The organism is Geobacter metallireducens GS-15 (genome assembly GCF_000012925.1).
GTDB classification, from domain to species: Bacteria; Desulfobacterota; Desulfuromonadia; order Geobacterales; family Geobacteraceae; genus Geobacter; species Geobacter metallireducens.
In genome coordinates, this window is the sequence record NC_007517.1 from 971,332 (window position 1) to 996,982 (window position 25,651).

General features: G+C 61.5%; 22 protein-coding genes. 13 read left to right on the forward strand and 9 right to left on the reverse strand.

Annotation, left to right across the window (positions count from 1 at the left end; all coding sequences use genetic code 11):
- Nucleotides 1-47: 47 nt before the first annotated feature.
- From GMET_RS04420 to GMET_RS04450, 7 genes are all read right to left on the reverse strand, one after another.
- Nucleotides 48-974: a 4-deoxy-4-formamido-L-arabinose-phosphoundecaprenol deformylase gene (locus GMET_RS04420; protein ID WP_004513029.1), complete on the reverse strand. Its 927-nt coding sequence runs from the start codon at nt 972-974 to the stop codon at nt 48-50.
- Nucleotides 975-1,113: 139 nt separating this feature from the next.
- A complete protein-coding gene (locus tag GMET_RS04425; protein WP_004513030.1) occupies nt 1,114-2,154 on the reverse strand; it encodes a bifunctional UDP-4-keto-pentose/UDP-xylose synthase in 1,041 nt (346 codons plus the stop codon).
- 52 nt (nt 2,155-2,206) lie between these two features.
- Nucleotides 2,207-3,142, reverse strand: a complete 936-nt coding sequence (locus tag GMET_RS04430; RefSeq protein WP_004513031.1) for a formyltransferase — start codon at nt 3,140-3,142, stop codon at nt 2,207-2,209.
- Nucleotides 3,129-4,061 (reverse strand): glycosyltransferase, encoded by a 933-nt coding sequence (locus GMET_RS04435; protein WP_004513032.1) that lies wholly within the window; start codon nt 4,059-4,061, stop codon nt 3,129-3,131. The genes GMET_RS04430 and GMET_RS04435 overlap by 14 nt, the downstream gene beginning before the upstream one ends.
- Before the next feature lie 3 nt (nt 4,062-4,064).
- The gene (locus tag GMET_RS04440) at nt 4,065-5,228 is read right to left on the reverse strand and encodes a DegT/DnrJ/EryC1/StrS family aminotransferase (protein WP_004513033.1); all 1,164 of its coding nucleotides are present in this window, start codon (nt 5,226-5,228) and stop codon (nt 4,065-4,067) included.
- Between the two features lie 81 nt (nt 5,229-5,309).
- Nucleotides 5,310-6,974, reverse strand: a complete 1,665-nt coding sequence (locus tag GMET_RS04445; RefSeq protein WP_004513034.1) for a phospholipid carrier-dependent glycosyltransferase — start codon at nt 6,972-6,974, stop codon at nt 5,310-5,312.
- Between the two features lie 26 nt (nt 6,975-7,000).
- Entirely contained in the window at nt 7,001-8,212 is a 1,212-nt protein-coding gene (locus tag GMET_RS04450) for a peptidase U32 family protein (protein WP_004513035.1), read from the reverse strand.
- A gap of 213 nt (nt 8,213-8,425) precedes the next feature.
- Here GMET_RS04450 and GMET_RS04455 point away from each other — a divergent pair, with 213 nt between their 5' ends.
- The 9 genes from GMET_RS04455 to GMET_RS04495 all read left to right on the forward strand — a co-directional run bounded on the left by GMET_RS04455 (nt 8,426) and on the right by GMET_RS04495 (nt 17,322).
- Nucleotides 8,426-9,427 carry a LysM peptidoglycan-binding domain-containing protein gene (locus GMET_RS04455; protein WP_004513036.1) on the forward strand — a complete coding sequence of 334 codons (1,002 nt, stop codon included), beginning with the start codon at nt 8,426-8,428 and terminating at the stop codon, nt 9,425-9,427.
- Between the two features lie 52 nt (nt 9,428-9,479).
- Nucleotides 9,480-10,556 carry a DNA-processing protein DprA gene (gene dprA / locus GMET_RS04460; RefSeq protein ID WP_004513037.1) on the forward strand — a complete coding sequence of 359 codons (1,077 nt, stop codon included), beginning with the start codon at nt 9,480-9,482 and terminating at the stop codon, nt 10,554-10,556.
- Nucleotides 10,557-10,603: 47 nt separating this feature from the next.
- A complete protein-coding gene (gene topA / locus GMET_RS04465; RefSeq protein WP_004513038.1) occupies nt 10,604-12,880 on the forward strand; it encodes a type I DNA topoisomerase in 2,277 nt (758 codons plus the stop codon).
- Nucleotides 12,881-13,099: 219 nt separating this feature from the next.
- On the forward strand, nt 13,100-13,507 hold the full coding sequence (locus GMET_RS04470; protein WP_004513039.1) for a hypothetical protein: 408 nt from the start codon (nt 13,100-13,102) through the stop codon (nt 13,505-13,507).
- Nucleotides 13,504-14,808 (forward strand): methylenetetrahydrofolate--tRNA-(uracil(54)-C(5))-methyltransferase (FADH(2)-oxidizing) TrmFO, encoded by a 1,305-nt coding sequence (gene trmFO, locus GMET_RS04475; RefSeq protein WP_004513040.1) that lies wholly within the window; start codon nt 13,504-13,506, stop codon nt 14,806-14,808. Before GMET_RS04470 ends, trmFO begins: the two co-directional genes overlap by 4 nt.
- Before the next feature lie 64 nt (nt 14,809-14,872).
- Nucleotides 14,873-15,166: a hypothetical protein gene (locus tag GMET_RS04480; protein ID WP_004513041.1), complete on the forward strand. Its 294-nt coding sequence runs from the start codon at nt 14,873-14,875 to the stop codon at nt 15,164-15,166.
- Nucleotides 15,150-15,728 (forward strand): Maf family nucleotide pyrophosphatase, encoded by a 579-nt coding sequence (locus GMET_RS04485; protein ID WP_004513042.1) that lies wholly within the window; start codon nt 15,150-15,152, stop codon nt 15,726-15,728. The genes GMET_RS04480 and GMET_RS04485 overlap by 17 nt, the downstream gene beginning before the upstream one ends.
- A 6-nt stretch (nt 15,729-15,734) precedes the next feature.
- Entirely contained in the window at nt 15,735-16,430 is a 696-nt protein-coding gene (locus GMET_RS04490; protein ID WP_004513043.1) for a YggS family pyridoxal phosphate-dependent enzyme, read from the forward strand.
- Between the two features lie 97 nt (nt 16,431-16,527).
- On the forward strand, nt 16,528-17,322 hold the full coding sequence (locus tag GMET_RS04495; protein WP_011365739.1) for a polysaccharide deacetylase family protein: 795 nt from the start codon (nt 16,528-16,530) through the stop codon (nt 17,320-17,322).
- A gap of 307 nt (nt 17,323-17,629) precedes the next feature.
- Here GMET_RS04495 and proC read toward each other — a convergent pair whose 3' ends face one another.
- Both proC and GMET_RS04505 read right to left on the reverse strand, forming a co-directional pair.
- Nucleotides 17,630-18,442 carry a pyrroline-5-carboxylate reductase gene (proC, locus tag GMET_RS04500; RefSeq protein ID WP_004513045.1) on the reverse strand — a complete coding sequence of 271 codons (813 nt, stop codon included), beginning with the start codon at nt 18,440-18,442 and terminating at the stop codon, nt 17,630-17,632.
- 30 nt (nt 18,443-18,472) lie between these two features.
- Nucleotides 18,473-19,726: an ISL3-like element ISGme6 family transposase gene (locus GMET_RS04505; protein ID WP_011365741.1), complete on the reverse strand. Its 1,254-nt coding sequence runs from the start codon at nt 19,724-19,726 to the stop codon at nt 18,473-18,475.
- A 386-nt stretch (nt 19,727-20,112) separates the two neighbouring features.
- Here GMET_RS04505 and GMET_RS04510 point away from each other — a divergent pair, with 386 nt between their 5' ends.
- The 4 genes from GMET_RS04510 (at nt 20,113) to speA (ending at nt 25,586) form a co-directional block, all read left to right on the forward strand.
- Complete coding sequence (locus tag GMET_RS04510; RefSeq protein ID WP_004513931.1) at nt 20,113-20,658, forward strand: helix-turn-helix domain-containing protein; 546 nt, start codon at nt 20,113-20,115, stop codon at nt 20,656-20,658.
- Between the two features lie 190 nt (nt 20,659-20,848).
- Nucleotides 20,849-22,042, forward strand: coding sequence for a saccharopine dehydrogenase family protein (locus GMET_RS04515; RefSeq protein ID WP_004513932.1), 1,194 nt, complete (start codon nt 20,849-20,851; stop codon nt 22,040-22,042).
- A 192-nt stretch (nt 22,043-22,234) separates the two neighbouring features.
- On the forward strand, nt 22,235-23,389 hold the full coding sequence (gene nspC / locus GMET_RS04520; RefSeq protein ID WP_004513933.1) for a carboxynorspermidine decarboxylase: 1,155 nt from the start codon (nt 22,235-22,237) through the stop codon (nt 23,387-23,389).
- 289 nt (nt 23,390-23,678) lie between these two features.
- Complete coding sequence (gene speA, locus GMET_RS04525) at nt 23,679-25,586, forward strand: arginine decarboxylase (RefSeq protein ID WP_004513934.1); 1,908 nt, start codon at nt 23,679-23,681, stop codon at nt 25,584-25,586.
- Nucleotides 25,587-25,651 lie beyond the last annotated feature (65 nt).

Here is a 25,651-nt window from a genome sequence, read left to right on the forward strand (position 1 = left end):
AAGGCGTACACTCCGGTACGCCTTCCTTGTCCATGTATGCCGTCTTTTCAATCCCGAATCTTCTTCCTCGGCTCTCTTGTCATCTTCCCCTGGATTGCCACTTCGCCGGCCCGGCCGAGAAGCTCTCCCATCGCCAGCCTGCAGCAGGGGATTTCTCCCCGATGGGCCTCTTCAGCCGCTTCGGCAAGGGTGACAAAGCGGCAGCCCTTCGCCTGGAGCCGCTCCAGAAGGTCGATAAAGACGGGGGACAGCACTCCCCCCTCCAGTTCGGCATGGATGGTGTGAACGTTGAGCCCCGGTTGGATCAGGGAGAGGTAGTGGTCGTTCACGGTTTCCGCCGTGATACCGTTCTCCCCCAAGAGTTCGTCCATAGTGGGAAGGGTAGTCGGAATCTGGAGAGTATGGAAACGCCGGTCGTCCATCACGGGGTAGAAGGGGTGGATCCCCCGGCTGTCGCTGCAGTAAGTGAGGTAGAGGGCATCCTGGATCTCCAGGGAGTCGGCAGTGACGGTCCATCCCGGAGCCGCCGTGGTCTTGGCCCTCCTGTTGAGGATCTCCTCGAAAAGGGCGAAGGCCCGCCCCAGCTCCAGGGCGATCATGTTTCGCGGGATCCAGGGAAGGAGGTCGTGCCACTTGACGTGGTCCCAGCAGTGGATGCCGACCTCGTGCCCCCGGGCCTCGGTCTCCCGCAGGACGTGGGGAACCTTGTCCGCAATGATCGGCGGCGGCAGGAGCACGCCGTACATGAGGGTCCGCAGCCCGTAGACCGACGGCGCCCTGGTCCGAAGCATCTTCCGGAGGAACCCCTTGCGGGTGAAGATGCGGCGGATCGCCTTGCCGCTGTTGTCGGGCCCCATGGAGAAGTAGAACGTTCCCTTGATCCCGAAGCGGTCGAAGATCTCCAAGAGCCGCGGTACCCCGTCGCGGGTGCCGACGTACGTGTCGACGTCTATTTTGAGGGCTATGGTGGGCATCAGGTCATGAACCAATCATGAAAAATGGCGATTTTTCGCAAGGTCAAGGCGGAGGAGGGATCCCGCGGAGGCGTAGCAGGGCTACGCCGCACAAGGTGATTCCGAACGACAACGCCGAGATGGCGGAAAAGCGGCATTTTCACAGCAGGTGTTCGATCTTCTCTTTTTCTTCTATCAGATAAAAGTCGAGGGTCTTCCGCAGTGCGTCGTCGATGACGGTCTTCGGCTCCCAGCCAAGCCGCGCCTTGGCGTTCTTCACGGAGGGGACGCGGGTCAGCATGTCCTGGTACCCCTTGCCGTAGAACTGGCCGGAGGAAACCTCGATGATCCTGCATGCCTCGGCCCTGTCGCGGTAGGCGGGATACTCCTTTACCAGGGTGATCAGTTTCTCCGCCAGTTCCTTCACCGACAGGTCGTTCCCCGGATTGCCGATGTTGAAGATGCCGCCGTCGGCGCTCCCGTCCTTGTTCTCGATGATTTTCATGAGGCAGTCGATGCCGTCCTCCACGAAGGTGAAGGAGCGGCGCTGGTTGCCGCCGTCCACGAGCTGGATCGGCTCGCCGGCCAGGATGTTGTAGAGAAACTGGGTCAGGACCCGGGAGCTTCCCTCCTTGGCGGTGGAGATGGAATCCAGCTTCGGACCGATCCAGTTGAAGGGGCGGAACAGGGTGTAGCGCAGCCCCTCCTGCTCGCCGTAGGCGTAGATCACCCGGTCGAGCATCTGCTTGGCGCAGGAGTATATCCAGCGCTGCTTGTTGATGGGGCCGAGCATGAGGGGCGAGTTCTCCTCGTCGAACTCCCGGTCCGGGCTCATGCCGTAGACCTCGGAGGTGGAGGGGAAGATGACCCGCTTCTTGTACTTCACGCACTGGCGGATGATCTTGAGGTTCTCCTCGAAGTCGAGCTCGAAGACCCGGAGCGGGTCCTTCACGTAGGTGACCGGCGTGGCGATGGCCACCAGGGGGAGGACCACGTCGCACTTCTTGATGTTGTACTCGATCCACTCCTTGTTGATGGTGATGTCACCTTCCAGGAAGTGGAAGCGGGGGTGGCCGATGGAGTGCTCGAGCTTGTTGTCGCTCATGTCGAGGCCGTACACCTCCCAGTCGGTGGTGTCGAGGATGCGTTTGGTGAGGGCGTTGCCGATGAAGCCGTTGACGCCGAGGATGAGGATTTTCATGGTATCTCCAGTGGGTAAAATGTGACCGGCGGCAATCCTGCCGACGGTGATGCTATGGGTTTGCAAACCTTTTCCCTGCGGGGTGGACGATGGCGGAAAAGCTTCCGGCCGCAACCTCGTCTCCCCCTTCGAGCTGTAACGAGGTGATCTCCAGGAGCCCCTCGCCGGTTCCGACGACCAGGGGATCTTCCGTGACCACCACCCCTGGCTCTGCGCTTCCCGGAAGCGGCCGGGCGCTCCAGACAAGGATCTTCTTCCCGTCCAGGTACGTGAAGGCGCCCGGGTAGGGGTGGGTGACGCCGCGAATGAGGTTGTAGATCTGCACGGCGCTTTTCGTCCAGTCGATGAGCCCGTCGGCCGGCCGCCGGCCGCCGCAGTAGTTCCCCTCCACCAGGTTCATGGGGATGCGGGGGGCGGTCCCCGCGACCAGGAGCGGGTAGCTCCGGGAGATGACCGTCACTGCCGCATCGGTCACCTTGGTGAAGACATCGAAGGAGGTGTCGGTGAAAGCAATGGGAACCTTCTCCCGGTCCACGATGTCGCCGGCGTCGGGCTTTTCCACCATGTGGTGGAGGGTGGCGCCGGTCTCGGTTTCGCCGTTGATCACTGCCCAGTTGACCGGCACCCGTCCCCGGTACTTGGGGAGGTAGGAGCCGTGGAGGTTCAGGGCGCCTTTGCGGGGGATATCCAGCACCTCTGGTGTGATCATGTTCCGGTAGTAGAAGGAGAAGAGGAAGTCGGGGGCGATCTCCCGCACCTTCGCCACGTTGGCCGGCTCGTTGATGTCGCTGGTCAGGTACGGGATGCCGTGGCGTTGCGCCAGTTCCCGCACCGACTGGAACCAGATCTCCTCCGTGGGGGAGTCCTCATGGGTGAAGACCAGCCGCACGTCGGCTCCCTGCTTCAGCAGTTCCTCCAGACAGCGGAAGCCGACGTTGTGGTAGGCGCAGACGACCACTCTCGTTCCTCTCCCACTACTCGAAGCCATAGGTCCTCCTGACCACATACCGCGGCCGGCGCCGCACTTCCTGGTAGATCCTCCCCACGTATTCCCCCACAAGGCCGATGCCGAAGATGATGATGCCGACGAAGAAGAAGAGGATGGCGAAGAGGGTGAAGACCCCTTCCACTTCGGAGCCGATCAGGAAGCGGCGCACGAGGAGGAAGAGGGCGAAGAGGACCGACGCCACCGAGGTGAGGATGCCGAGAAGGGCGAAGAGCTGGAGCGGCACCACCGAAAAGCCGGTCATGAGGTCGAAGTTGAGGCGGATGAGGCGGTAGAGGGAATACTTGCTTTCTCCCTCGGCCCGCTCTGCGTGGGAGACCGGCACCTCCGACGGGTTCGAAGCGAAGGTCTGAGCCAGGGCCGGGATGAAGGTGGTCATCTCCTGGCAGCGGTTCAGGTTGTCGATGACGGTGCGGTTGTAGGCCCGGAGCATGCAGCCGTAGTCGCTCATCTGCATCCCGGTCATCTTGTTGGTGGTGATGTTGACGATCCGCGACGCGGCCCGGCGGAAGAAGGTGTCCTGGCGCTTCTGGCGGACGCTTCCCACCACGTCGTGTCCCTTCTCCATCTCGGCCACGAGCTTGGGGATCTCTTCCGGGGGGTTCTGGAGGTCGGCGTCGAGGGTGACGACGATCTCGCCGGCGCTCATCTCGAAGGCTGCCATGATTGCCATGTGCTGGCCGAAGTTGCCGTTGAACTCGATCACCTTCACTTCCGGATGGCTCTGGGCCATCTCCCGGAGGATTTCCAGGGAGCGGTCCCGGGAGCCGTCGTCGGTGAAGATGATCTCGAAGGGCTTGCCGAGGGCGGTCATGACCGGGTAGAGCCGCGCCAGGAGTTTCTGGAGGTTCGGTTCCTCGTTGTAGACAGGGATGATGATGGAGATATAGGGCTTGCTCATGGCCTACTTCCTGTTCCGGGCAATGACATCCTTCACCGCCGCCACCACGTCCCGGGCGTCGTCCATGGTCATGGCCGGGAAAAGGGGGAGGGAGAGGATGCGGTCGGAGGCGTAGTCGGCGTTGGGAAGGGATCCCGCGGGGACCGGCATGTTCTCCCGGTACCAGGCGTGGTGGTGGATCGCCTTGTAGTGGAGGCCGGTGCCGATGTTGAGATTCTTCAGCTCGGCCATGAAGGTGTCCCGATCGATGGTGAGCTTCTCCACCCGGACCAGCGGCGTGTAGAGGTGCCAGGCATGGCGCTGGTCGTAGGGGGCGAGGGCCGGGGTAGCCAGTTCATGGACGTCGGCAAAGGCGGCCTTGTAGAATTCGGCTATTTCCCGGCGCTTCTCGATGAACCCGTCCAGCTTCGGGAGCTGGTGGATGCCGATGGCGGCCTGGATGTCCATCATGTTGTACTTGTAGCCGGGAAGGAGGATGTCGTAGTTGGGGGTGCCGCTGGCGGCGAAGCGCTTCCACGCCTCGCGGCTCATGCCGTGGAACTTCAGGAGCGAGATCTCCTCGGCCAGGGTCTCGTCGGCGGTGCAGACCATTCCCCCTTCGCCGGTGGTGATGTTCTTGTTGGGGTGGAAGGAAAAGATGGAGATGCTGTCGAGGGAGCCGATCCTCTTCCCCTTGTACTCGGTGCCGGCGGCGTGGGCCGCGTCCTCGATGACGGTGAGGCCGAACTCCTTGGCCAGGGCGAAGATGGGGTCCATATCACACGACTGGCCGGCAAAGTGGACCGGGATGATCGCCTTCGTGCGGGGGGTGATCTTTTCGCGGATCTTTGCCGCGTCGATGTTGAGGGTTCCCGGCTCGATGTCGACGAGCACCGGCTTTGCCCCACAGAGGACGATCATGCTCACCGTGGAGGCAAAGGTCATGGGGGTGGTGATGATCTCGTCCCCTTCGTCCAGCTTCAGGGCGATGAGCGTCAGGTGGAGCCCGGCGGTGGCGGAACTCAGGGGGACGGCGTAGGAGGCGCCGACGTAGGCCTTGAACGCCTCCTCGAAGCGCTTCACCTTGGGGCCGGTGGTGATCCACCCGGATTTCAGGGATGCAACGACCTCATTGATCTCGTCGTCGTCTATGGTTGGTTTGGAAAAGGGGAGAAATTCGCTGCGCACGGTTGCCTCCTTCCGGAAAAACGCTACATGATGGCACAAAACCGCGCGAAGTGCCATACCGTTTACGCTGTCCCCGTCGGGTCAGTGGTTCGCGATGAGAAGAACCTTTCCTTTTCTCCCCAACTCCCGCGGCGGGGTCGTGACGAGTTTTCTCAAGGCGGGAAGGGCATCCTCCTTGATGAGAACGATGACCGGTCGGCCCGAGTCCCAGAGGCGCGCAAAGCCCTGCTCGTCCAAGAACCACTGGCTCTGGTCCCCCTGGCGGCTCCCGAAATCGAGCTCTCCACGCTCTCCCACAATGATGATCCGCCGTCCCGCATAGTAGGAAAATCCTTGCTGGTAGAGCTGGAAGCTGGCAACGGCGGTATCCGGTCCCGCCTTTTCCTTCACCAGTTGCCCCAGTTCCCGGAATGACTTCCGTTCGGCGGTGCGGGCGAGGATGAACGGCGGGCCGGCGATGCCCAGAAGGTACGAGAAAAGGCCGAAGGAGACTAGGAGCACGGCGGCCTTCTTGCGGCGCAGGCCCACGAAGGCGGCTATCCCCTGGGCAAGGAGGCAGGAGCCGATCACGGCCCCGGCGAGCACCGACAGTTTCGGGTTCTTGGCCAGGTGGGGGAAAAGGATGCCGCCGGCTCCGCCGATCGTCAGCACCGCCGCTGCGATGGCCGTCGGCAGGGTGGGAAAGGTGGCGCGGCGGTCGGCCACGCGTGAGAAGAACTCGCCAACGAGAAGCGCCACCGCCGGGAATACCGGGAGGATGTACGGGATCAGTTTGGAGCTCGACAGGGAGAAAAAGGTGAAGATGACCGCTCCCCAGAGGATGAGGTAGAGACGCGCCTCGCCCGTGGGAGTGTGTCGCTCCTGCCACATGCCCCGAATGGCGGACGGAAGGTAGAAGGACCAGGGAAGCATGAACCCGGCCAGGACCGGAATGAAGAACCAGGGGGGTTCGTAGCGGCCGTGAACCTTGGTGAGAAAGCGTTCGAAGTGTTCATGGATGAAGAAAAACCGTGGAAATTCCGGGTTGTGGAGCGAGACGAGAATGAACCAGGGTGCCGCGACGAGAAGGAAGAGGACAGTGCCCGTGGGGAGCCGCATCTCGCGAAGAAGCCGCCAGCGCCCCGTGAGGAGGATGAAGAGGACGATCACGCCGCCGGGGAGGACGAGGCCGATGAGCCCCTTGGCGAGCACGGTGAGGGCTGCCGCCACGTAGAAGAGATAGTAGTAGAGGCCGGCGCGCCGGCCCCTGTCGTGAACCGCCAGGAGAAAGCAGCCGAGGGTGGCGGTCATCCAGAAGGTGAGGGTCATGTCGATGACGTTGTAGCGGCCAATGACGATAAAGCCGAGGGAGGTGCCGAGAACCGTCGCCGCCAGGAGTCCTGCGCGTCGACCAAAAACAGTCCGTCCCACGTGATAGGTGAAGAGGACGCCGCAGAGCCCCATGAGCGCCCCCGGAGCCCGGGCCGCGAACTCGCTGAAGCCGAATATCCTGAACGAAATGGCCTCCAGCCAGTAGTGGAGCGGTGGTTTCTCGAAGTACTTCACGTAGTTCAGGAAGGGGGTTATGAAGTCCCCCCGTTCGAGCATTTCCCGCGGGATTTCGGCGTAGCGCCCCTCGTCGGAATCGAGAAGTGGAATCTGGCCGAGCCGTTGGAAGAAGGCAAAGCCGAAGACCACGGCAAGGATGATGAGATCCTTGAACAGGCTCTGCTCCCGGTTGGATGAGACGGTGAAGGCAGTTTTCATGGAGTAGTCTTTCTTGGATGAGGGGGCTATGGCTTTTCCCGCCGGATAAGGTCGTAGCGTTCCGCCGCTACGGGAAGACTCACGCGGATCCGCTGGTTCGGATGGGCCTCGGAGAGGCTGTTGCCATCCATGTCGGTGAACGCGTCGAGCCGGTGGAGGGTGGAGCGCATCCGCCGGCCGATGACCTCCACCGTGGTCCCTGCCACGATCCGGTTGCGGACTTCCACGGTAACGGTGCCGTCGGGGTGCGCCTCTTCCACCACGCCGACGAATTCGTGGCTGCGCCGGTAGCGGGAGTCGAATTCCAGGTCCACATCCACTGGTTTTCCCAGGAAGAAGCCGGTGGTGTACCCCCGGTGGCTGATCTTGGAGAGCTCTTCGAGCCACTCGGACTGCATGTGCCAGGCGCGAGGATCGGCGGCATAACTGTCCAGGGCCTCCCGGTAGACTCGCACCACCGAGGCCACGTAGTGGATTCCCTTCATGCGCCCCTCTATTTTGAGGGAATCGGCGCCGGCCCCCACCAGTTCAGGGATATGGCGGATGAGGCAGAGATCCTTGGAGTTGAAGATGAAGGTCCCCCGCTCGTCCTCCACCACGGGGAAGTACTCGCCCGGTCGGGTCTCTTCCACCAGGGCGTAGCTCCAGCGGCAGGGGTGGGCGCACTCCCCCTTGTTGGCGTTGCGGCCGGTCATGACGCTGGAGAGGAGGCAGCGACCCGAGTAGGAGACGCAGAGGGCGCCGTGGACGAAGACTTCCAGTTCGGCCGTGACCCGCTCCCGGGTCTCGCGGATCGCATCCAGGGACATTTCCCGGGCCAGGTTCACCCGGGCGATCCCCTGCTTCTGCCAGAAGAGGACGCTGCGCCAGTTGGTGGTGTTGGCCTGGGTGGAAAGGTGGATGGGACGATCTGGCGATATGCGGCGGATGGCGGCGATCACCCCCGGGTCGGCGGCGATGTAAGCGTCGAAGGGGACTGTAGCAACCCCCTCCAGGTAGCGGTCCAGGTCCTCCAGTTCGCTGTTGTCGGGAAAGGCGTTGACCGTCAGGTAGACCTTTACCCCCCGGTCGTGGGCATAGGCAATCCCCTCGGCCATGTGGGCCAGGGTGAAGTTGTCGGCGAGGCTGCGGAGCCCGAACTTCTCCCCTCCCAGGTAGACGGCGTCGGCGCCGTAGTGGATGGCCACCTTCAGCTTTTCCAGGTTGCCGGCCGGCGCGAGGAGCTCGGGAATCTTCATGGAAGGCCTCTTGGCATGATGCATGCTTTATTAGTGGGGTTCAATCAGTGGCGCGGGATCATCCCGGAAACCAGATGGTGCTTTCGACCGCGGAAATCCTAGCATATCCGTCGGTTGAATGAAACCCCTGCGGCCTGTTTGTCCTTGACAAAAAACGTAACCTGAACTTTAGTATCCGAACGAATTTAGTTCGCGTCTGCACGGGAGGCGACCATGAAAAGAGTGTTCTCTATCGGCTGCATGCTCCTCGCCGGAGCGCTTCTCACCGTCGGCACCGTCCGGGCCGCGTCCGAAGAGCCGACAATCTACGTCATCCAGAAGGGGGACACCCTCTGGGGGCTCTCGGACCGCTTCCTCAAGGATCCCTACTACTGGCCCAACCTCTGGGCCAGGAACCCCGCCATCGGCAATCCCCACTTTATCTATCCCGGCCAGCGGGTCCGCGTCTACCCGGACCGGATCGAGATCGAACCCCGCACTGTCTCCCCCGGCACCCCCGCTGTCCAGCGCCCCTCCGAGGAGCCGGTTGCCGAGCGGAGCTTCCTGGTAAGCGGCAGCGAAGGGTTCCTGATGGAAAAGGGGCTCAACCCCGCCGGCCGCATCATTACCACCAGCCAGAACCGCCAGATCGTGGGTGAGGACGACATTGTCTACACCGATATCGGCTCTGTCCACGGGGCCAAGGAGGGGGACCGGTTCTCCATCTACAAGAAGCTTGACGCCGTGAGCCATCCCGTCTCCAACGTGATTCTCGGCGAGAAGGTGATCCCCCTCGGCACGCTGCAGCTTACCGAGGTGGAGGAGAAGGTTTCCAAGGCCATCATTACCAAATCCTACCGGGAAATCGGTCCCGGCTCCATCCTCCTTCCCTATCGGGACAAGCGCCGGCAGATTTCCCTTAAGGCTGCCGACCACGACCTCTCTGGCTACATCGTCGAGACCCAGAGTGGCAACAATGCAATCGGCGAGGGAGACATCGCCTTTATCGACTTGGGGAAAAAGCAGGGGATAGAGCCGGGATACTTCCTCTATATCCTGCGGGACGTGGTCCCCGACCAGCAGTATGCGGACATCTCCGTTGAGAAGCTCCCCCCCGAGGTGGTCGGTGCCCTCGTGGTGGTGCAGTCGGGGGAGAACACCTCCACGGGGCTTGTGGTGAAAAGCATCGACACCATCTACCGGGGGGACCGGGTAGAGGCCAGGACAAACAGATAACCCCTTCTTTGCGGGGGCCGGTCCGGCCGGTCCCCGCTTCTCGTTCTTGCCCATGGATCATTATCACTGGTTTGCCCTCAAATCCGTCCCCCTCGTGGGGAACGTCCTCTTCCGGCGGCTCCTGGAGCGCTTCGGCTCCCCCGAGGCGGTCTTCGGAGCGTCCGATGTCGATCTCCGTTCCGTCAAGGGGGTGAGTCCGGCGGTGGTGGCCTCCCTCCGAAGCCATGACCCGCACCCCTTTGCCGACCGGGAGTGTGCGGCGGTCAGGCGCACGGGGTGCCGCATCGTAACCATCCTCGATGATGAGTATCCACCGCTCCTGCGGGAGATCGCCGACCCGCCCCCCTTCCTTTATGTGCGGGGAAGCCTCGCCGGTATCGGCACTTCCGTGGCGGTGGTGGGTTCCCGTCGGGCCTCTGCCTATGGCAGGACGGTGACCGAGCGCATGGCCGAGGAGCTTGCCCGGAACGGTGTCACCGTGATTTCCGGCCTGGCTCGCGGGGTCGACACCGCGGCCCACCGGGGAGCCCTGAAAGGGGATGGGACAACCGTCGGGGTGCTCGGGTGCGGCGTGGACGTGGTCTATCCGGCCGAGAACCGGCAGCTCTTCCGAGAGATGGCCGAACAGGGAGCGGTGGTGTCCGAGTTCCCCCTGGGGACCGCCCCCCTGGCCGAGAACTTCCCCCGTCGAAACCGGATCATCAGCGGCATCTCCCACGGGGTCCTCGTGGTGGAGGCGGCGGAGCGGAGCGGCTCCCTGGTCACGGCCCGCATCGCCCTCGACCAGGGGCGCGATGTCTACGCCATTCCCGGCAACATCACCAGCGACGGGAGCCGGGGGGCTAACCGCCTCATCCGCGAGGGGGCGAAGCTGGTGGAAAGCGTGGAGGATATCCTGGAAGAACTCCCCGGGGGAAGGGTGGCCCGCAGGGGAGTGCCGGCGCCGGCGCCCGACCTCCCGCCTGCCGAGGCGGCGGTCTTTGCGCTCCTGGCCCCTGAGCCGCTCCATATCGATGAGATCATTGCCAAAAGCGCGTTGACAGTGGGGGAGCTTTCGGCTATGTTGTTGCGCCTGGAACTCAAGGGGGCCGTAACTCAGCTTCCCGGCAAGTATTTTTGCACAAATTGACCCGCCTGGCATGCCAGGCGTTACTTACCTATTATTGGATTTTTTTTATGCCACAACACCTCGTCATCGTCGAATCTCCGGCCAAGGCCAAGACCATCGAGAAATTTCTCGGCAAGGACTTTCGGGTCATGGCTTCCTACGGCCACGTACGCGCCCTCCCCAGCAAGCAGGGGTCCGTGGATGTCGCCAACGATTTCGAACCCAAATATGCCATTCTCCCCGAGAGCAAGCGGCACATCGACGCCATCAAGAAGGAGCTGAAGGAGAGCGACATCCTGCTCTTGGCCACTGACCCCGACCGCGAAGGGGAGGCGATCTCCTGGCACCTGCTGGCGGCCCTCGGCATGGACAAAAAGAAAAACGCCGTGCCGGTGAAGCGGGTCGTGTTCCACGAGATCACCAAGGACGCCATCGTCCACGCCGTGGAAAACCCCCGGGACATCTCCCTGGAGTTGGTGGACGCCCAGCAGGCCCGCTCCATCCTTGACTACCTGGTCGGCTTCAACCTCTCCCCTTTCCTCTGGAAAAAAATCCGCTACGGCCTCTCTGCCGGACGGGTCCAGTCCGTGGCCCTGCGGCTCATCTGCGAGCGGGAGAAGGAGATCAAGGCTTTCCAGGAACAGGAGTACTGGACCATCGGCGCGGAGCTGGGCACCGGCAAGGGGCAGAAGTTCTCCGCCAACCTAGTGGAGGCCGAGGGGAAGAAACTCGGCAAGTTCGATATCCCCGACGGCACGGCGGCCGACCGGCTCGTGAAGGCCCTGGAGAACGGTGCCTACACCGTCGACAAAGTGGCGAAGAGCGAGCGCAAACGGACCCCAGCGCCGCCGTTCACCACCTCCACCCTCCAGCAGGAGGCGGCAAGAAAGCTCGGCTTCTCGGCCAAGAAGACCATGTCCACGGCCCAGAAGCTCTACGAAGGGGTCGCCGTGGGGGACGAGGGGCTTGTCGGTCTCATCACCTACATGCGTACCGACAGCGTGGTGCTGTCGAACCAGGCCCTCCAGGAGGCCCACGAGGTCATCACCTCCCTCTACGGGAAGGAGTACGCCCTCGCCAAGCCCCGCTTTTACAAGAACAAGGCGAAGAACGCCCAGGAGGCCCACGAGGCGGTCCGCCCCACCTCCATCGCCCGCACCCCGGTCGAGGTGAAGAAGTACCTCTCCTCCGACCAGTTCAAACTCTACGATCTCATCTGGAAGCGGACCGTGGCCTGCCAGATGGCCGAGGCGCTTCTGGATCAGACCTCTGTCGACATCGGCGCCGGCGAGGGCTATCGTTTCCGTGCCGCCGGCACCGTGATCCGCTTCCCCGGCTTCATGAAGCTCTACATCGAGGGAGTCGACGACCAGGCCGAGGAGAAGGAAGGGACTCTGCCTCCCCTCACGGAAGGGGAACTCCTGAAGCTCCAGAAGCTCGTTCCGGAGCAGCATTTCACCCAGCCCCCACCGCGGTACACCGAGGCGAGCCTCGTGAAGACCCTGGAGGAGTACGGTATTGGCCGTCCCTCCACCTACGCCTCCATCATGAACACGCTCCTGGAGCGGAAATACGCCCGCCTCGACAGCAAGCGCTTCGTTCCCGAGGATGTGGGGATGGTGGTGAACGATCTCCTCACCAACCACTTCACCCAGTACGTGGATTACAATTTCACCGCCAGCCTCGAAGAGGAGTTGGACCGGGTCTCCCGGGGTGAGAAGCAGTGGAAGCCCCTCCTTCATGACTTCTGGGGCCCCTTTAGTTCCCTCCTGAAACAGAAAGAGGGGGAGGTGAGCAAGGCGGACCTCACCACCGAGGCCACCGACGAACTCTGCCCCGACTGCGGCAAGCCGCTGGTGGTGAAGCTTGGGAAGCGGGGGAAGTTCATCGCCTGCTCCGGCTACCAGGAAGGGTGCACCTATACCCGCAACATCGCCCAGGGGGAGCAGCAGGAGCCGGCAGAACCGGTCTTCTCCGAGGAGAAGTGCGACAAGTGCGGCAGCCCCATGCTCATCAAGGATGGCCGCTTCGGAAAGTACCTGGCCTGCTCCGCCTATCCCGCCTGCAAGAACATCCAGCCCCTCGTAAAGCCCAAGGGGACCGGCCACACGTGCCCCGAGTGCAAGGAAGGGGAGCTGACCGAGAAGAAGTCCCGCTACGGCAAGATGTTCTACTCCTGCAACCGCTACCCCCAGTGCAAGTTCGCCCTCTGGGATCCCCCCCAGCCGGGGCCGTGCCCCAAATGTGGCTTCCCGCTCCTGGTGAAAAAGGTCTACAAGCGGGAAGGGGAGTTCCTCAAGTGCCCGAAAGAGGGGTGTGACTACCGGACCGAAGGGAAGAAGTAGCCGAGAGACTGACCGGGCGGGGAGCGATCCCCGCCTTTTTAGCATGAAGCGGCAGTTTCAGTTTGAATAACACAGAGCAACTGAGCAACTGAGAAAACCCGCAAAACCTTTAACAGTTATTGCAGAGAGGTTCTCACAAGTTAAGGCAAAAAGAATTTCTTGCTCTGTTGCTCAGTTGCTCTGTGTTTCGGATGTTTTTTCACGATGAAGGAATCAATGATGCCTAACGACATGCACGAAGCCTGCGAACAGTGCCGCTTCGCCTACGCGCGGATCGATACCGAGTGCTGGGGCGAGCAGGGGGCCCGCCGGGTTATGTGCCCCATCTGCGGCTGGACCAAGTACGAGGAACACTCGTGGGGCTCCGGGACGGCCACCCTTACCAAGCGGAGCGTCAAACGGGGCCATGGCGCCTACCGCCTGATCCCTCCCGGCGGGTTCTCGGGCTACAACGCCTTCCACGAACCGCCGACGCCGGAGGTGGTGCGGCACATTCAGGCACTCCTGGACCGGGGCTGGAAAGGGTACCTCACCATCTGGGACGAGGAGCGGGCCAAGGCGCGGCTCGTGGCGGGGCATCCGCTGCAGCGCTACGAAATACCCGACGAGGAGGGGAACGCCCAGTGACGGATGCTATTACCATCATCGGCGGAGGGCTCGCCGGATGCGAGGCTGTCTGGCAGGCGGCGGAGCGCGGGGTGCGGGTCACGCTCCACGAGATGAAGCCCCATGCCTTTTCGCCGGCACACCACCTGGCGGGGCTCGCGGAACTCGTCTGCTCCAACTCGCTCCGGGGAGAGTCCCTGGAGAATGCCGTGGGGCTCCTCAAGGAGGAACTGCGGCGGGCCGGCTCCCTCATCATGGCAGCGGCCGACGCCACCCGCGTGCCGGCCGGCGGAGCCCTGGCGGTGGACCGTGAGCTCTTCTCCGCCTTTGTCACCGAGAGAATCGAGAACCATCCCCTTGTCGACCTCATGCGGGGAGAGGTGGCGGATATTCCTTCCGAGGATATCGTGATTGTGGCTACGGGCCCCCTCACGAGCGACGGGCTGGCCGAAAGAATCAGGGCGATCACCGGGCCGAACCTCTACTTCTACGATGCCATCGCGCCCATCGTGACCGCCGAATCCCTCGATATGACCAAGGTGTTCCGGGCCTCTCGCTACGGCAAGGGGGACGGCGACGACTACCTGAACTGTCCCTTGAACCAGGAAGAGTATGAGGGGTTCGTGGACGCGATCCTTGCCGCCGAGAAAGTGCCTGCCAGGGATTTTGAAAAAGTGGTACACTTCGAAGGGTGCATGCCGGTTGAAGAAATGGCCGAGCGGGGTCGTGAGACCCTCCGCTTCGGCCCCCTGAAGCCCGTGGGGCTCGCGGATCCCCGCACCGGGGAGGAGCCCCATGCCGTGGTGCAGCTCAGGGCCGAGAACCGTGAAGGGACCATGTTCAACCTGGTGGGCTTCCAGACCAAGCTCACCTATCCGGAGCAGCGGAGGATCTTCAGGATGATCCCCGGCCTGGAGAACGCCGAGTTCGTCCGGCTCGGTTCCATGCACCGCAACACCTTCATCAACGCGCCAGCCCTCCTGGCCCCCACGTTCCAGCTGAAGGGGGATGCCCGTATTCTCTTTGCCGGCCAGATCACCGGGGTCGAGGGATATGTGGAGTCGGCGGGGAGCGGTTTCCTGGCCGGCGTCAACGCTGCCCGGCTCGTCCGGGGAGAGGAGCCGGTGGTGCCGCCGCTGGCCACTGCCCTCGGCGCCCTGGTGACCCACATCACCAACGCTGACGTGAAGCACTTCCAGCCCATGAACGTCAACTACGGGCTCTTCCCTCCCCTGGAGGGGAAGGTGAAGAAGAAGGAGCGGCGGGGGAAGCTTGCGGAGCGGGCACTGGCTGAGCTGGACCGTTGGATAGGAACAGTGTAGGGGCGCTGCTTGCCGCGCCCGCATCGAAAATGGGCGCGGCAAGCAGCGCCCCTGCGAGGAACCCATGGACGACAAGGAAAAACAGGAAATATCCCTCATCGGCAGGATCCTCTCCATGGAGGCGCTTCTGATCCTCATGGGGATCGCTTCCCTTGGCTATGGCATAGCAAGAGCCCAGGTCATGAGCATCTTCTGGGGGGTGATGATTCTGGTGGGGGCAGTGGTCCTCTCCTTTGTGCGAAAGAAGGATTGGAAGAAGCACTGGGAGGAGATGGAGGGGGCGCAGCGCCGCTACGAGGCCCGGATGAAGGCCCAGGAAGAGCAGCCGAAGGAGCATGACGATGCCGGAAAACAGTAGAATCGTTCTCGCGTCGGCATCGCCCCGGCGGCTGGAGCTTCTGGCTTCGGCAGGCATTGAGTTCGACGTCTTTGCCAGCGATATCCCTGAGGAGCCCATTCCGGGCGAGGCCCCGGCCGACTTCTCAGTTCGCCTGGCAAAGGACAAGGCCGTGGCAACCGCCGCCCGGTCGGAGGGACGCTGGTTCATCGGCGCCGACACCATCGTGGTCTGCGACGGCGAGATCATGGGAAAACCCGCGGACGGGGCCGATGCCGTGCGAATGCTGAAAAAGCTCTCCGGAGTCCCCCATGAGGTCATCACCGGCTATGCGATCTATGACAAGGCGCGGGACGGCATCCTCTGCAAGGCGGTGGTGACCAAGGTCTTTTTCAAGCCGTTGCGGGACGAGGAAATTACCGCCTACGTGGCCACCGGCTGCCCCATGGACAAGGCCGGCGCCTACGCCATTCAGGGTGGAGCCGCCTGTATGGTGGAGCGGATCGACGGCTCCTACACCAACGTGGTGGGGCTCCCCCTCTGCGAGGTGGTGGAGGATCTTCGTACCATGGGGGCTCTGTAAAGCGTCATGACGATTGCCTCGAACCTTATCCATCTCCAGGAACGCATCGCTACGGTGGCCCGTCGGGCCGGCCGCGACCCGGAATCGGTGCGCCTCGTGGCGGTCTCCAAGACCAAGCCGGCCGAGGCGGTGGAGGATGCGGCCCGGGCGGGGCAGCGGCTCTTTGGCGAGAACTACGTGCAGGAGTTCACTGCCAAGGCCGGCGAAGTGCGGGAGCCGGTGGAATGGCATTTCATCGGTGCCCTCCAGAGCAACAAGGTGCGGCAGATTGCCGGCCTCGTGACCATGATCCACTCGGTGGACCGCCTCTCTCTGGCCCAGGAGATCGAGCGCCAGTGGGCAAAACTCGACACCACCTGTGACGTCCTCATCCAGGTGAACATCGCCGGCGAGGCGACCAAATCGGGCACCACCGCCGGGGAACTCCTGACCCTTGTCAGGGAGGTGGCGCTCCTTCCCCACCTGCGGGTGCGGGGGCTCATGACCATGCCTCCTTTCTTCGACGATCCCGAGGGGGCGCGTCCCTACTTCCGCGAATTGAAACGGCTTGCCGGCGTCGTCGCCGCCGCGGGCATCCCCGGCGTCGTCATGGATGAGCTCTCCATGGGGATGTCGGGGGATTTCGAGGCCGCCGTCGAGGAAGGGGCCACGCTGGTCCGCATCGGCACCTCCCTTTTCGGCGAGCGGGAATACCGCCGGTAAACCGTCTTCCCGAAATTCTGTCTGTTGCAACAATCCTTCCGGCAGCTTTCTTGCTGCAACCACTCTAAACCATTAACCCCGGAGGTCTCTCAGTTTCATGAAAGTGCGCATCATCTTTGCCGTTCTGTTCGGCATGCTTTTCCCTGCCATCGTCTCGTCAAGCCTGCCCCCCCGTGAATTCAGCGTCCCCATTCTCCTCTATCACCGCTTCGGCCCCACGGTTGCCGACAGCATGACCATCAAGACCTCCGTATTCGAGGAGCACCTGAAGTACCTCAGGGATAACGGCTACCGGGTGATCCCGCTGCGCCAGGTGGTGGATTTCTACCTGAAGAATGGGCCGGCGCCTCCGCCGAAATCGGTGGTCATCGTGGAGGATGACGCCCACAAGTCGGTCTACACCGACATGCTGCCGCTGGCCAAAAAGTACCACGTGCCGGTGACGGTCTTCATCTACCCGTCGGCCGTTTCCAATGCCAAATACGCCATGACCTGGGACCAGCTCCGGGAGCTGAAGAAGACGGGACTCTTCGAGTTTCAGTCCCACACCTTCTGGCATCCCAATTTCAGGAAGGATCGGAAAAAGCTGAAACCGGCGGAGTTCGACAAGCTGGTGGAGACTCAACTGCGGAAATCGCGGGGTAGGATCGAGAAGGAGCTGGGAGTGACGGTAGACATGCTCGCCTGGCCCTTCGGCATCTACGACGACGACCTGCTGCGCCGGGCTGGTGCCCTGGGGTACCGGGCCACCTTCACCGTTGACCCGCACCCTGTCACCCAGGCCGACAGCGTGATGAAGCTCCCCCGGTTTCTGGTGAGCAACGGCGACCAGGGGAAGGCCTTTGCCCAGCTTCTGGTCGGGCGTGGGGCCAAGCGAAGTGCCGCCTACTGAGCCCCCGAAGAAGCATCCTTGTCCCGACTGCCGGTGCTGCCAGTGGTGCGGGGATGACCGCTGTTCGCTCTGTCTCAGGGGGGGCAAAAAAGGGAAGAAGCTCTCCCTGGCGGAGCAGATCGAGCTTTTCGAGAAGGTGAACTCAAAAGCTTCAGCCACAGAGGGCACAGAGGACACAGAGTAACAACCGGATTCTTGCTAACGATACCCTGATCAAATACAGGATTCATCGGCGGTGCGGATAGACGTCCTTATTCCTTGAAGGTTCTTCTCTGTGGCCCTCTGTGTCCTCTGTGGCTAAAAGTCGTTATTTTTTCCCCAACTCGGCAGAGCGGGCGGTGGCCGCGTCCACGGCCGCCATGACCGTCCCCCGGAAGGAGCCCCGTTCCAAGGCGGCTACGCCGGCGATGGTGGTGCCGCCGGGGGAGGTGACCTTTTCCTTGAGGACTCCGGGGTGGTCGCCGGTCTCCAGAAGGAGTCTCGCGGAGCCCAGGACCGTCTGGGCCGCAAGGCGGGTTGCTACGTCGCGGGGGAGGCCGTTCTTCACGCCGGCATCGGAGAGGGCCTCGATGAACATGAACACGTAGGCAGGCCCGCTCCCCGAGAGGCCGGTGACGGCATCCATGAGTTTCTCGTCCACGACGCAGGTGGTTCCCACCAGCTCGAAGATTCCCTGGGCGAAGAACAAATCGTCGTCGGTGGCGTTCTTCCCTCGGGAGAGGGCCGAGGCCCCCTCCAGCACCAGGGCCGGCGTGTTCGGCATGACCCGGATCACCCGGGAAGAGTCGCCGCAGACCTCCTCGATGCCGTTGATGGATATCCCCGCCATGATGGAGATGACGAGCTTCCCGGCAAAGCCTGCTGCCCCGAGGGCCGCAGCCATGCCCCGAAATACCTGGGGCTTCACGGCAACGATCAGGGCGTCGGTCATCGTGGCCACCTCGCCGTTGTCGGCACGGGCATCAATACCGTAGGTCTCCCGCAGAAATTCCCGCCGCTCGGCCATGGGCTCCGCCACCACCAGTTCCGCCGCCGTTACCCCGCCGGCCAGAAGTCCCCTGATGATCGCCTCCGCCATGTTGCCGCCGCCGATGAACCCCACTCTGCATCCCTTCAGCATCGCCGTTCCTCCTCAAAAAAAAGTGGCTCTTTAGCAGAATCTGTGGTGACACAGGGGTTCTGGCAAGTCGCCAAGTGTGTGATATAGCGCCACTTGCAGGCACTTGATGGTTCGGAAACCGTACGCTTTTCTGATAGTCAGTTTTGCTTTGAGGTTCAGACCCTCTACCGCGCCGCTGGAAAGTCGGCCTTTTGCCTTGAACCAGTTGAGAATCATCGGTTTGTGGTTGCGTAACATCCTGGCAACCTTCTTCATCGGTTCCAGGTCAGTTTGCATTGTCCTGATGACCCAGTCGTCGAGGAACTTGCCAGCAAAGTCAGACCGCTGGTAGTCCCAGAACTGCTGAAAGTCCTCGCGCAGCAGATATGCCTTGATTGATGAGAGGTTGAGCTTGAGCAAATCTCCCAATCGTGACGTCTGCTTCTCGGACAGATTTTCCGGCCGTTTCAGCAGCAACCAACGGCCCTTTTCCAGGACGTTCTCCTGCTTTACGGCCTTGAACTCCTTGGCTTCGGTGCGCCGAACCTCGTCAATCGCTTCGTTAAACTTCCGCATGATGTGGAAGCGGTCGAGGATGTTCACGGCATTGGGTGCCCGCTTGGCGATAACCTTGAGATACGGTGCCCACATGTCGCTGCAGACATACTTGAGCTTGGCGCTGCGTTCTTTGCCGAATTCCCGAAAGAAGCGCAGTAGCGTTCTTATCCGACGTTGCGGACCACACCAGAGAAGACGCCTGACGCCGGCATTGAGCTGATAGACCATCGTAAGATACTGATGGCCCTTGAAGACGGCAATTTCATCAACACCGATTTCCGTAACGCCATCAAGGTTTCTGTTTGCCAGGCCGTAATCGACAGCATACTGCACCGCCCGAAAGATGCTGTCCCAACTGGTCTTAAAGATTTCGGCAACTTCCTTCCAGGAGAGTCGCCGAGCCCACCGGGCAAGATAGACCTGGTACGAGATCGTCATTTGCTCTTTGCCATACCCCCAGGGGAGGGATTCAACCTTTACCCCATGGATTGGGCACAGAACCCGACGGGGAGCGTAGCGAAAGAAGACCTTGAACGCCCAGATCGGCACATACTCGAACAGTCGGGCCGGTTGCGTGTCGTATGTCTTGCCTCGCTTGCCACATTCCGGGCATTCGGGCTTGCTGTTGCGACGAGCCTTGATGTCAATGACTAGTGCTTCTGAGCCGCCGACTTTCGCCAGTCGGCAATCTCCGTAAATGAAGGACTTGAAACGCTCGAACTTGTTCAGTACAGTCTTGATAAGCATTGCTTCTCCCGTGTCGGACTTGATCGTTTCTCGCAAAAACAATCTTATCCTTCACGGAGGGGCAATGCCCTTATTTTTTCAGCCAACTACCCACAGATTCTGCGGACGAGGCAAAAAAGTATAGTCCCTCCTACGGCATACGCCCGGAAAAGTCAAGCCGGTGATCCTTGCGGCAGGAAGCAATGGTGCCGGTTTACACTTATTTTGTGACAGTCGAAAAAATCGTTGACACTCTGTTTTTGTTGTATTATATACCACCCCTTGTGCGCACGGGTTTAAACTAAAAGTTTAGAAATGCTAAACCAGCTGCTTTACAGAAAGTTTAGAAATGCTAAACAGCGCAATTGGATAGAATGTTTAGGGTTTCTGGACCAGGAGACTAGAACGTGAAGATCGGCGAGCGGTTGAAGCGGCTCAGGATGATCAACTCCCTCACCCAGGAGGAACTGGCAAATCGGGCCGACCTGACCAAAGGGTACATCTCCCAGTTGGAGAACGACGCCACATCTCCCTCCATCGCCACCCTGAAGGATATCCTCGACGTCTTCGGCGTCAGTATGCAGGAGTTCTTCAGTGACCCCATCGGCGAGGATGTGGTCTACGGCAAGGATGCCCGGGTCCAGCCCTCGGCCGACGACGCGGCCGTCACGGTGGAGCTTCTTGTCCCCGGCGCCCAGAACCGGGAGATGGACCCGGCCCTGGTGACCCTGGCCCCGGGCGAGGAGATGGACGAGCAGAATTTCCACGAGGGGGAGGAATTCGGTTTTGTCCTCCTCGGGAAGATCCAACTCCGGTTGGATGACAAGATCTACACGGTGAAGAAGGACGAGTGCTTCTACTTCACCTCGGACAAGCGGCACACGGTGAAGAATATCGGCAAGGGGTCGGCCCGAATACTATGGGTCGTAACCCCGCCTACCTTTGATTATTAACGAAAATATCGCGTTCTCAAGAATCGTTACACGGATTTTGCCTACTATATTAGTTCAAGCGGCGTCAGATTCGTGATGATAACGGCGGATGAGAGGAGAGAGGCCCGCAGGCGTAGCAGCGCTACGTCGAGGAGCCTCTCGACGAGCAGACGTCGTTAGCGCGCGAATATGGCGTCGTTCAGGAGGAAACATGAGCAAGGTACTGATAATCGGAGCCGGCGGCGTCGGCCAGGTCGTTGCACACAAATGCGCCCAGCGCCGGGACATCTTCAGCGAGATCACCCTGGCCTCTCGGACCAAGTCCAAGTGTGACGCCATCGCTGCCCAGCTGAATAACACCATTGCCACGGCCCAGGTGAATGCCGACAACGTCCCCGAACTGGTGGCGCTCATCAGGAAGGAGCAACCGAAGCTCGTCATCAACGTGGCCCTGCCGTACCAGGATCTGACCATCATGGACGCCTGCCTGGAAACCGGCGTGGACTATCTCGACACCGCCAACTACGAGCCCCTGGACACCGCCAAGTTCGAGTACTCCTGGCAGTGGGCCTACCAGGAGCGCTTCAAGGCTGCGGGGCTCATGGCGTTGCTGGGTTCCGGCTTCGATCCGGGCGTCACCAACGTCTATACGGCACTAGCCGCCAAGAAGTACCTGGATGAGGTGGAGGAGCTCGACATCATCGACGCCAACGCCGGCAGCCACGGCCAGCCCTTCGCCACCAACTTCAACCCGGAGATCAATATCCGTGAAGTGACCGCCGTCTGCCGCCACTGGGAGAACGGCCAGTTCGTGGAGTCGCCGCCCCTCTCCACCAAGCGGGTCTTCGACTTCCCCGAGGGCATCGGCCCTATGAACATCTACCGCCTTTACCACGAGGAGATGGAGTCCATCGTCAAGCATATCCCGACCATCAAGAAGGCCCAGTTCTGGATGACCTTCTCCGACAACTACCTGAAGCACCTGGAAGTGCTCCAGAACGTGGGGATGACCCGCATCGACGAGGTGGAGTTCCAGGGGCAGAAGATCGTCCCGATCCAGTTTCTGAAGGCGCTCCTTCCCGATCCCGGCTCCCTCGGCCCCCTCACCAAGGGGAAGACCTGCATCGGCGTCATTGCCCGGGGGCTCAAGGACGGCAAGCGCAAGCAGGTGTACATCTACAACATCTGCGACCACGAGGCCTGCTACAAAGAGGTCCAGTCCCAGGCTATCAGCTACACCACCGGCGTTCCGGCAGTGGTCGGAGCTATTATGATGCTCACCGGCAAGTGGCACGCACCGGGCGTCTGGAACATGGAGCAGTTCGATCCGGAGGTGTTCCTCAAGGAGCTGGGCCCCATGGGGCTGCCGGAAGTGGCTGTGGAAGGCGAGTGGCCTGAACTGTAGGAGGAGCGCAATCTTCCGACCATCTCCCCGCCGTCCTCGGAATGCTCGTTGTGCGGCGTAGCGCTGCTACGCCTCCGCCGGCATCCCTGCGGGTGCGAGGATCTGGCCGAAATCTTGCGCTCCGGCGGTTAAGGCGCTTACTCTGTCTTCCTCTGTGACCTCTGTGGTTAATGCTTTGAAAAGGTTTTGCATTTGACCGGCATCGACATTGAAAAAATCCTGAAGCTGGCCCCGTCCCCCGCCTACGTGGTGGACCTGGGGCGGCTGCGCCACAACCTGGCCATCCTCGACGATGTCCAGAAGCGTAGCGGCGCTAAGATCCTCATGGCCTTGAAGGCCTTCGCCATGTGGAGCGTTTTTCCCATCATCCGGGAGACCCTCCAGGGGGTCTGCGCCAGCTCGCCGTGGGAGGCCCGCCTGGGTCGGGAGGAGTTCGGACGGGAGGTCCACAGCTTTGCCGCCGCCTTCAAGGAGAGCGACGTGGTGGAGCTGCTTGCCGTCTCCAACCATCTGGTCTTCAACTCCTTCAACCAGCTGGAGCGGTTTCGCCCCCTGTGGGAGAAGGAGCGGGGGCGGGTGTCGGTGGGGTTGCGGGTGAACCCCGAGCATTCCGAAGGGCATACCCCCATCTACGACCCCTGCGCCCCCAAGTCGCGGCTCGGCATCCCCCGCGCTGCGTTTGAGGGGAAGTCGCTTGCCGGAGTCGAGGGGCTCCACTTCCACACCCTCTGCGAACAGCTCTTCGAGCCTCTGGAGCGGACCGCGAAGGTCTTCGAGGAGAAGTTCGGGCCGCTGCTCCACGGCATGAAGTGGCTGAACCTCGGTGGCGGGCACCACATCACCCGCGCGGGGTACGACATCGACGCCCTGGTGGAGCTGGTCAAATACTTCAAGGGGAAGTACGGCGTTGAGGTCTACCTGGAGCCGGGGGAGGCCATCGCCATCGGCACCGGCGTCCTCGTGGGGGAGGTGCTGGACGTGGTGCGCAACGAGATGGAGATCGCCATCCTCGATGTCTCCGCCACCTGCCACATGCCAGACGTGCTGGAGATGCCCTACCGCCCCGGCATCACCGGCGGCTTCGACCCCGGCGAGAAGGCTCACACCTACCGGCTTGCCGGGCCGTCGTGCCTGGCCGGGGACGTCATCGGCGACTGGTCCTTTGACAAGCCCCTGAAACCGGGGGACCGGCTCGTGTTCGAGGACATGTCCCACTACACCATGGTGAAGACCACCACCTTTAACGGCATCCAGCATCCAGCCATCTGTACCTTTGAGCCGGAAACCGGGGAGCTCAGGGTGGTGCGGCGTTTCGGGTACGAGGATTTCAAGAGCAGATTGTCTTAAAGGGGCGATATCTTCCGACCATCTCGACGCCGTCCTCGTAAGCCTCGTTGTGCGGCGTAGCGCTGCTATGCCTCCGCCGGGCTTCCTGCGGGTGCGCCGATCTGGCCGAAATCTCTCACCCCGGTGGTAAATAAAACACAAAATTGCATATCATACAGCGGCGTCAGATTTGCGATGATTCCGTTGGCGGAGAGGAGGAAGGCCCGCAGGCGTAGCAGCGCTACGTAGAGGAGCCTGACGACGAGCCGACGGCGGAAGGGCGCAAATATGGCGTCGCCAGGAGACCACTATGGAACGCTGGTCGATCAACGACTCCGCAAAGATTTACAACCTCCCCAACTGGGGGGCTGACCTCTTCTCCATCAACAAGAAGGGGAACGTCTGCGTACACCCTTCCCCCACGTCGAAGCACTCCATCGACCTGCGGGCGCTGGTGGACGATCTCATCAAGCGCAAGATCAAGCCCCCGATCCTGCTACGGTTCATGGATGTCCTCCAGGGGCGGATCGCTGCCATCAACCGCGCCTTCAAGTACGCCATCGATGAGAACGACTACCCGTCCACGTACCAGACCTTCTACCCCATCAAGGTGAACCAGCAGCGGCAGGTGGTGGAGGCCATCGCCAAGTTCGGCAAGCGTTACAACATCGGCATCGAGGTGGGCTCCAAGCCGGAGCTGGTGATCGGCATCTCCTTCGCCACGGGGAACGGCATCCCGATCATATGCAACGGCTACAAGGACAAGGAGTACATCGAGACGGTCCTCTACGCCACCAAGATCGGCTACGACATCACCATCGTCGTGGAGAAGATGTTCGAGCTGGAGAAGATCATCGCCCTCTCCAAAAAGACCGGCATCAAGCCCAAGCTCGGCATTCGGGTGAAGCTCTCCTCCAAGGGGACCGGCAAATGGGCCACCTCCGGCGGCGAGGACGCCAAGTTCGGCCTCCGGATGTCGGAGATCATCGCTGCCATCGGGCTTCTGGAGCAGAACGAACTCCTTGATAGCGTGAAACTGATCCACTTCCACATCGGGAGCCAGATCACCAAGATCGACAAGATCAAGAGCGCCCTCATCGAGGGGACCCGGGTCTACGCCGAGATGCGGAAGCTGGGGGTCGGCATAGAGTACGTGGACATCGGCGGCGGCCTGGGGGTCGACTACGACGGCTCCAAGTCCAGCTACTTCTCCAGCGTCAACTACTCCATCGAGGAGTACGCCAACGACGTCATCTACCAAATCAAAAACATCTGCGAGGACGCCGGTGTCGAATGCCCCAATATCATCTCCGAATCGGGCCGGGCCACGGCGGCCCACTACTCGGTGCTGGTGACGAACCTCCTCAACACCAATACCCAGAACCTGATGCCGGACTTTGAGGAAACCCTCAACGGCGCTGAGAAGCTGGCCCCCACGGTCAAGAAGCTGGTGGACATCTACAAGAGCATTGACCGCTATTCCCTTCGGGAGGACTACCACGACACGGTACAACTCATCCAGGAGGCGGTGAGCCTTTTCAGTCTGGGGTACCTGACCCTTGCCGAACGGGCCATGGCCGAGTGGCTCCACGGCAAGATCCTGCGCAAGATCAACGGCATCGTGGAGAAGATTAAACCGATCCCCGAGGAGCTCCAGAACTTCCAGTTGAGCCTGCGGCAGACCTACTTTGCCAACTTCTCGTTGTTCCAGTCGATTCCCGACTCCTGGGCCATCGACCAGCTCTTTCCCATCGTGCCGATTCAGCGGCTCAACCAGAAGCCCGACGTCATGGCCTCCATCGCCGACATAACCTGCGACTCCGACGGGGAGATAACCAGCTTCGTCGGCGAGAACGGCCGGACGAAGTATCTGCCGCTCCACAAGATCCGCAAGGACGAGGACTACTTCGTGGGCTTCTTCCTCATCGGCGCCTACCAGGAGATCCTGGGGGACATGCACAACCTCTTCGGCGACACCAACGCCGTGCATGTCACTTTCAACAAGAAGACCGGCTACAAGATCGACACGGTCATCAACGGCGACGCCACGTGGGAGAGCCTGAAATACGTCCAGTACAAGGGACCGGAGATCCTCAAACACGTCCGCGACACCATGGAGAAGGATGTGGCCCTGCGCAAGGTCTCCATCGAGGAGAGCAGCCACTTCCTGGAACTGCTGGACCGGACCCTCCTGGGGTATACGTACCTGGGGGAATGATATCCCGGTGAACAAGCGGATTATGGGAAGGGAAGATGCCCCTGATGCTCCGGGTTCGGATTGTC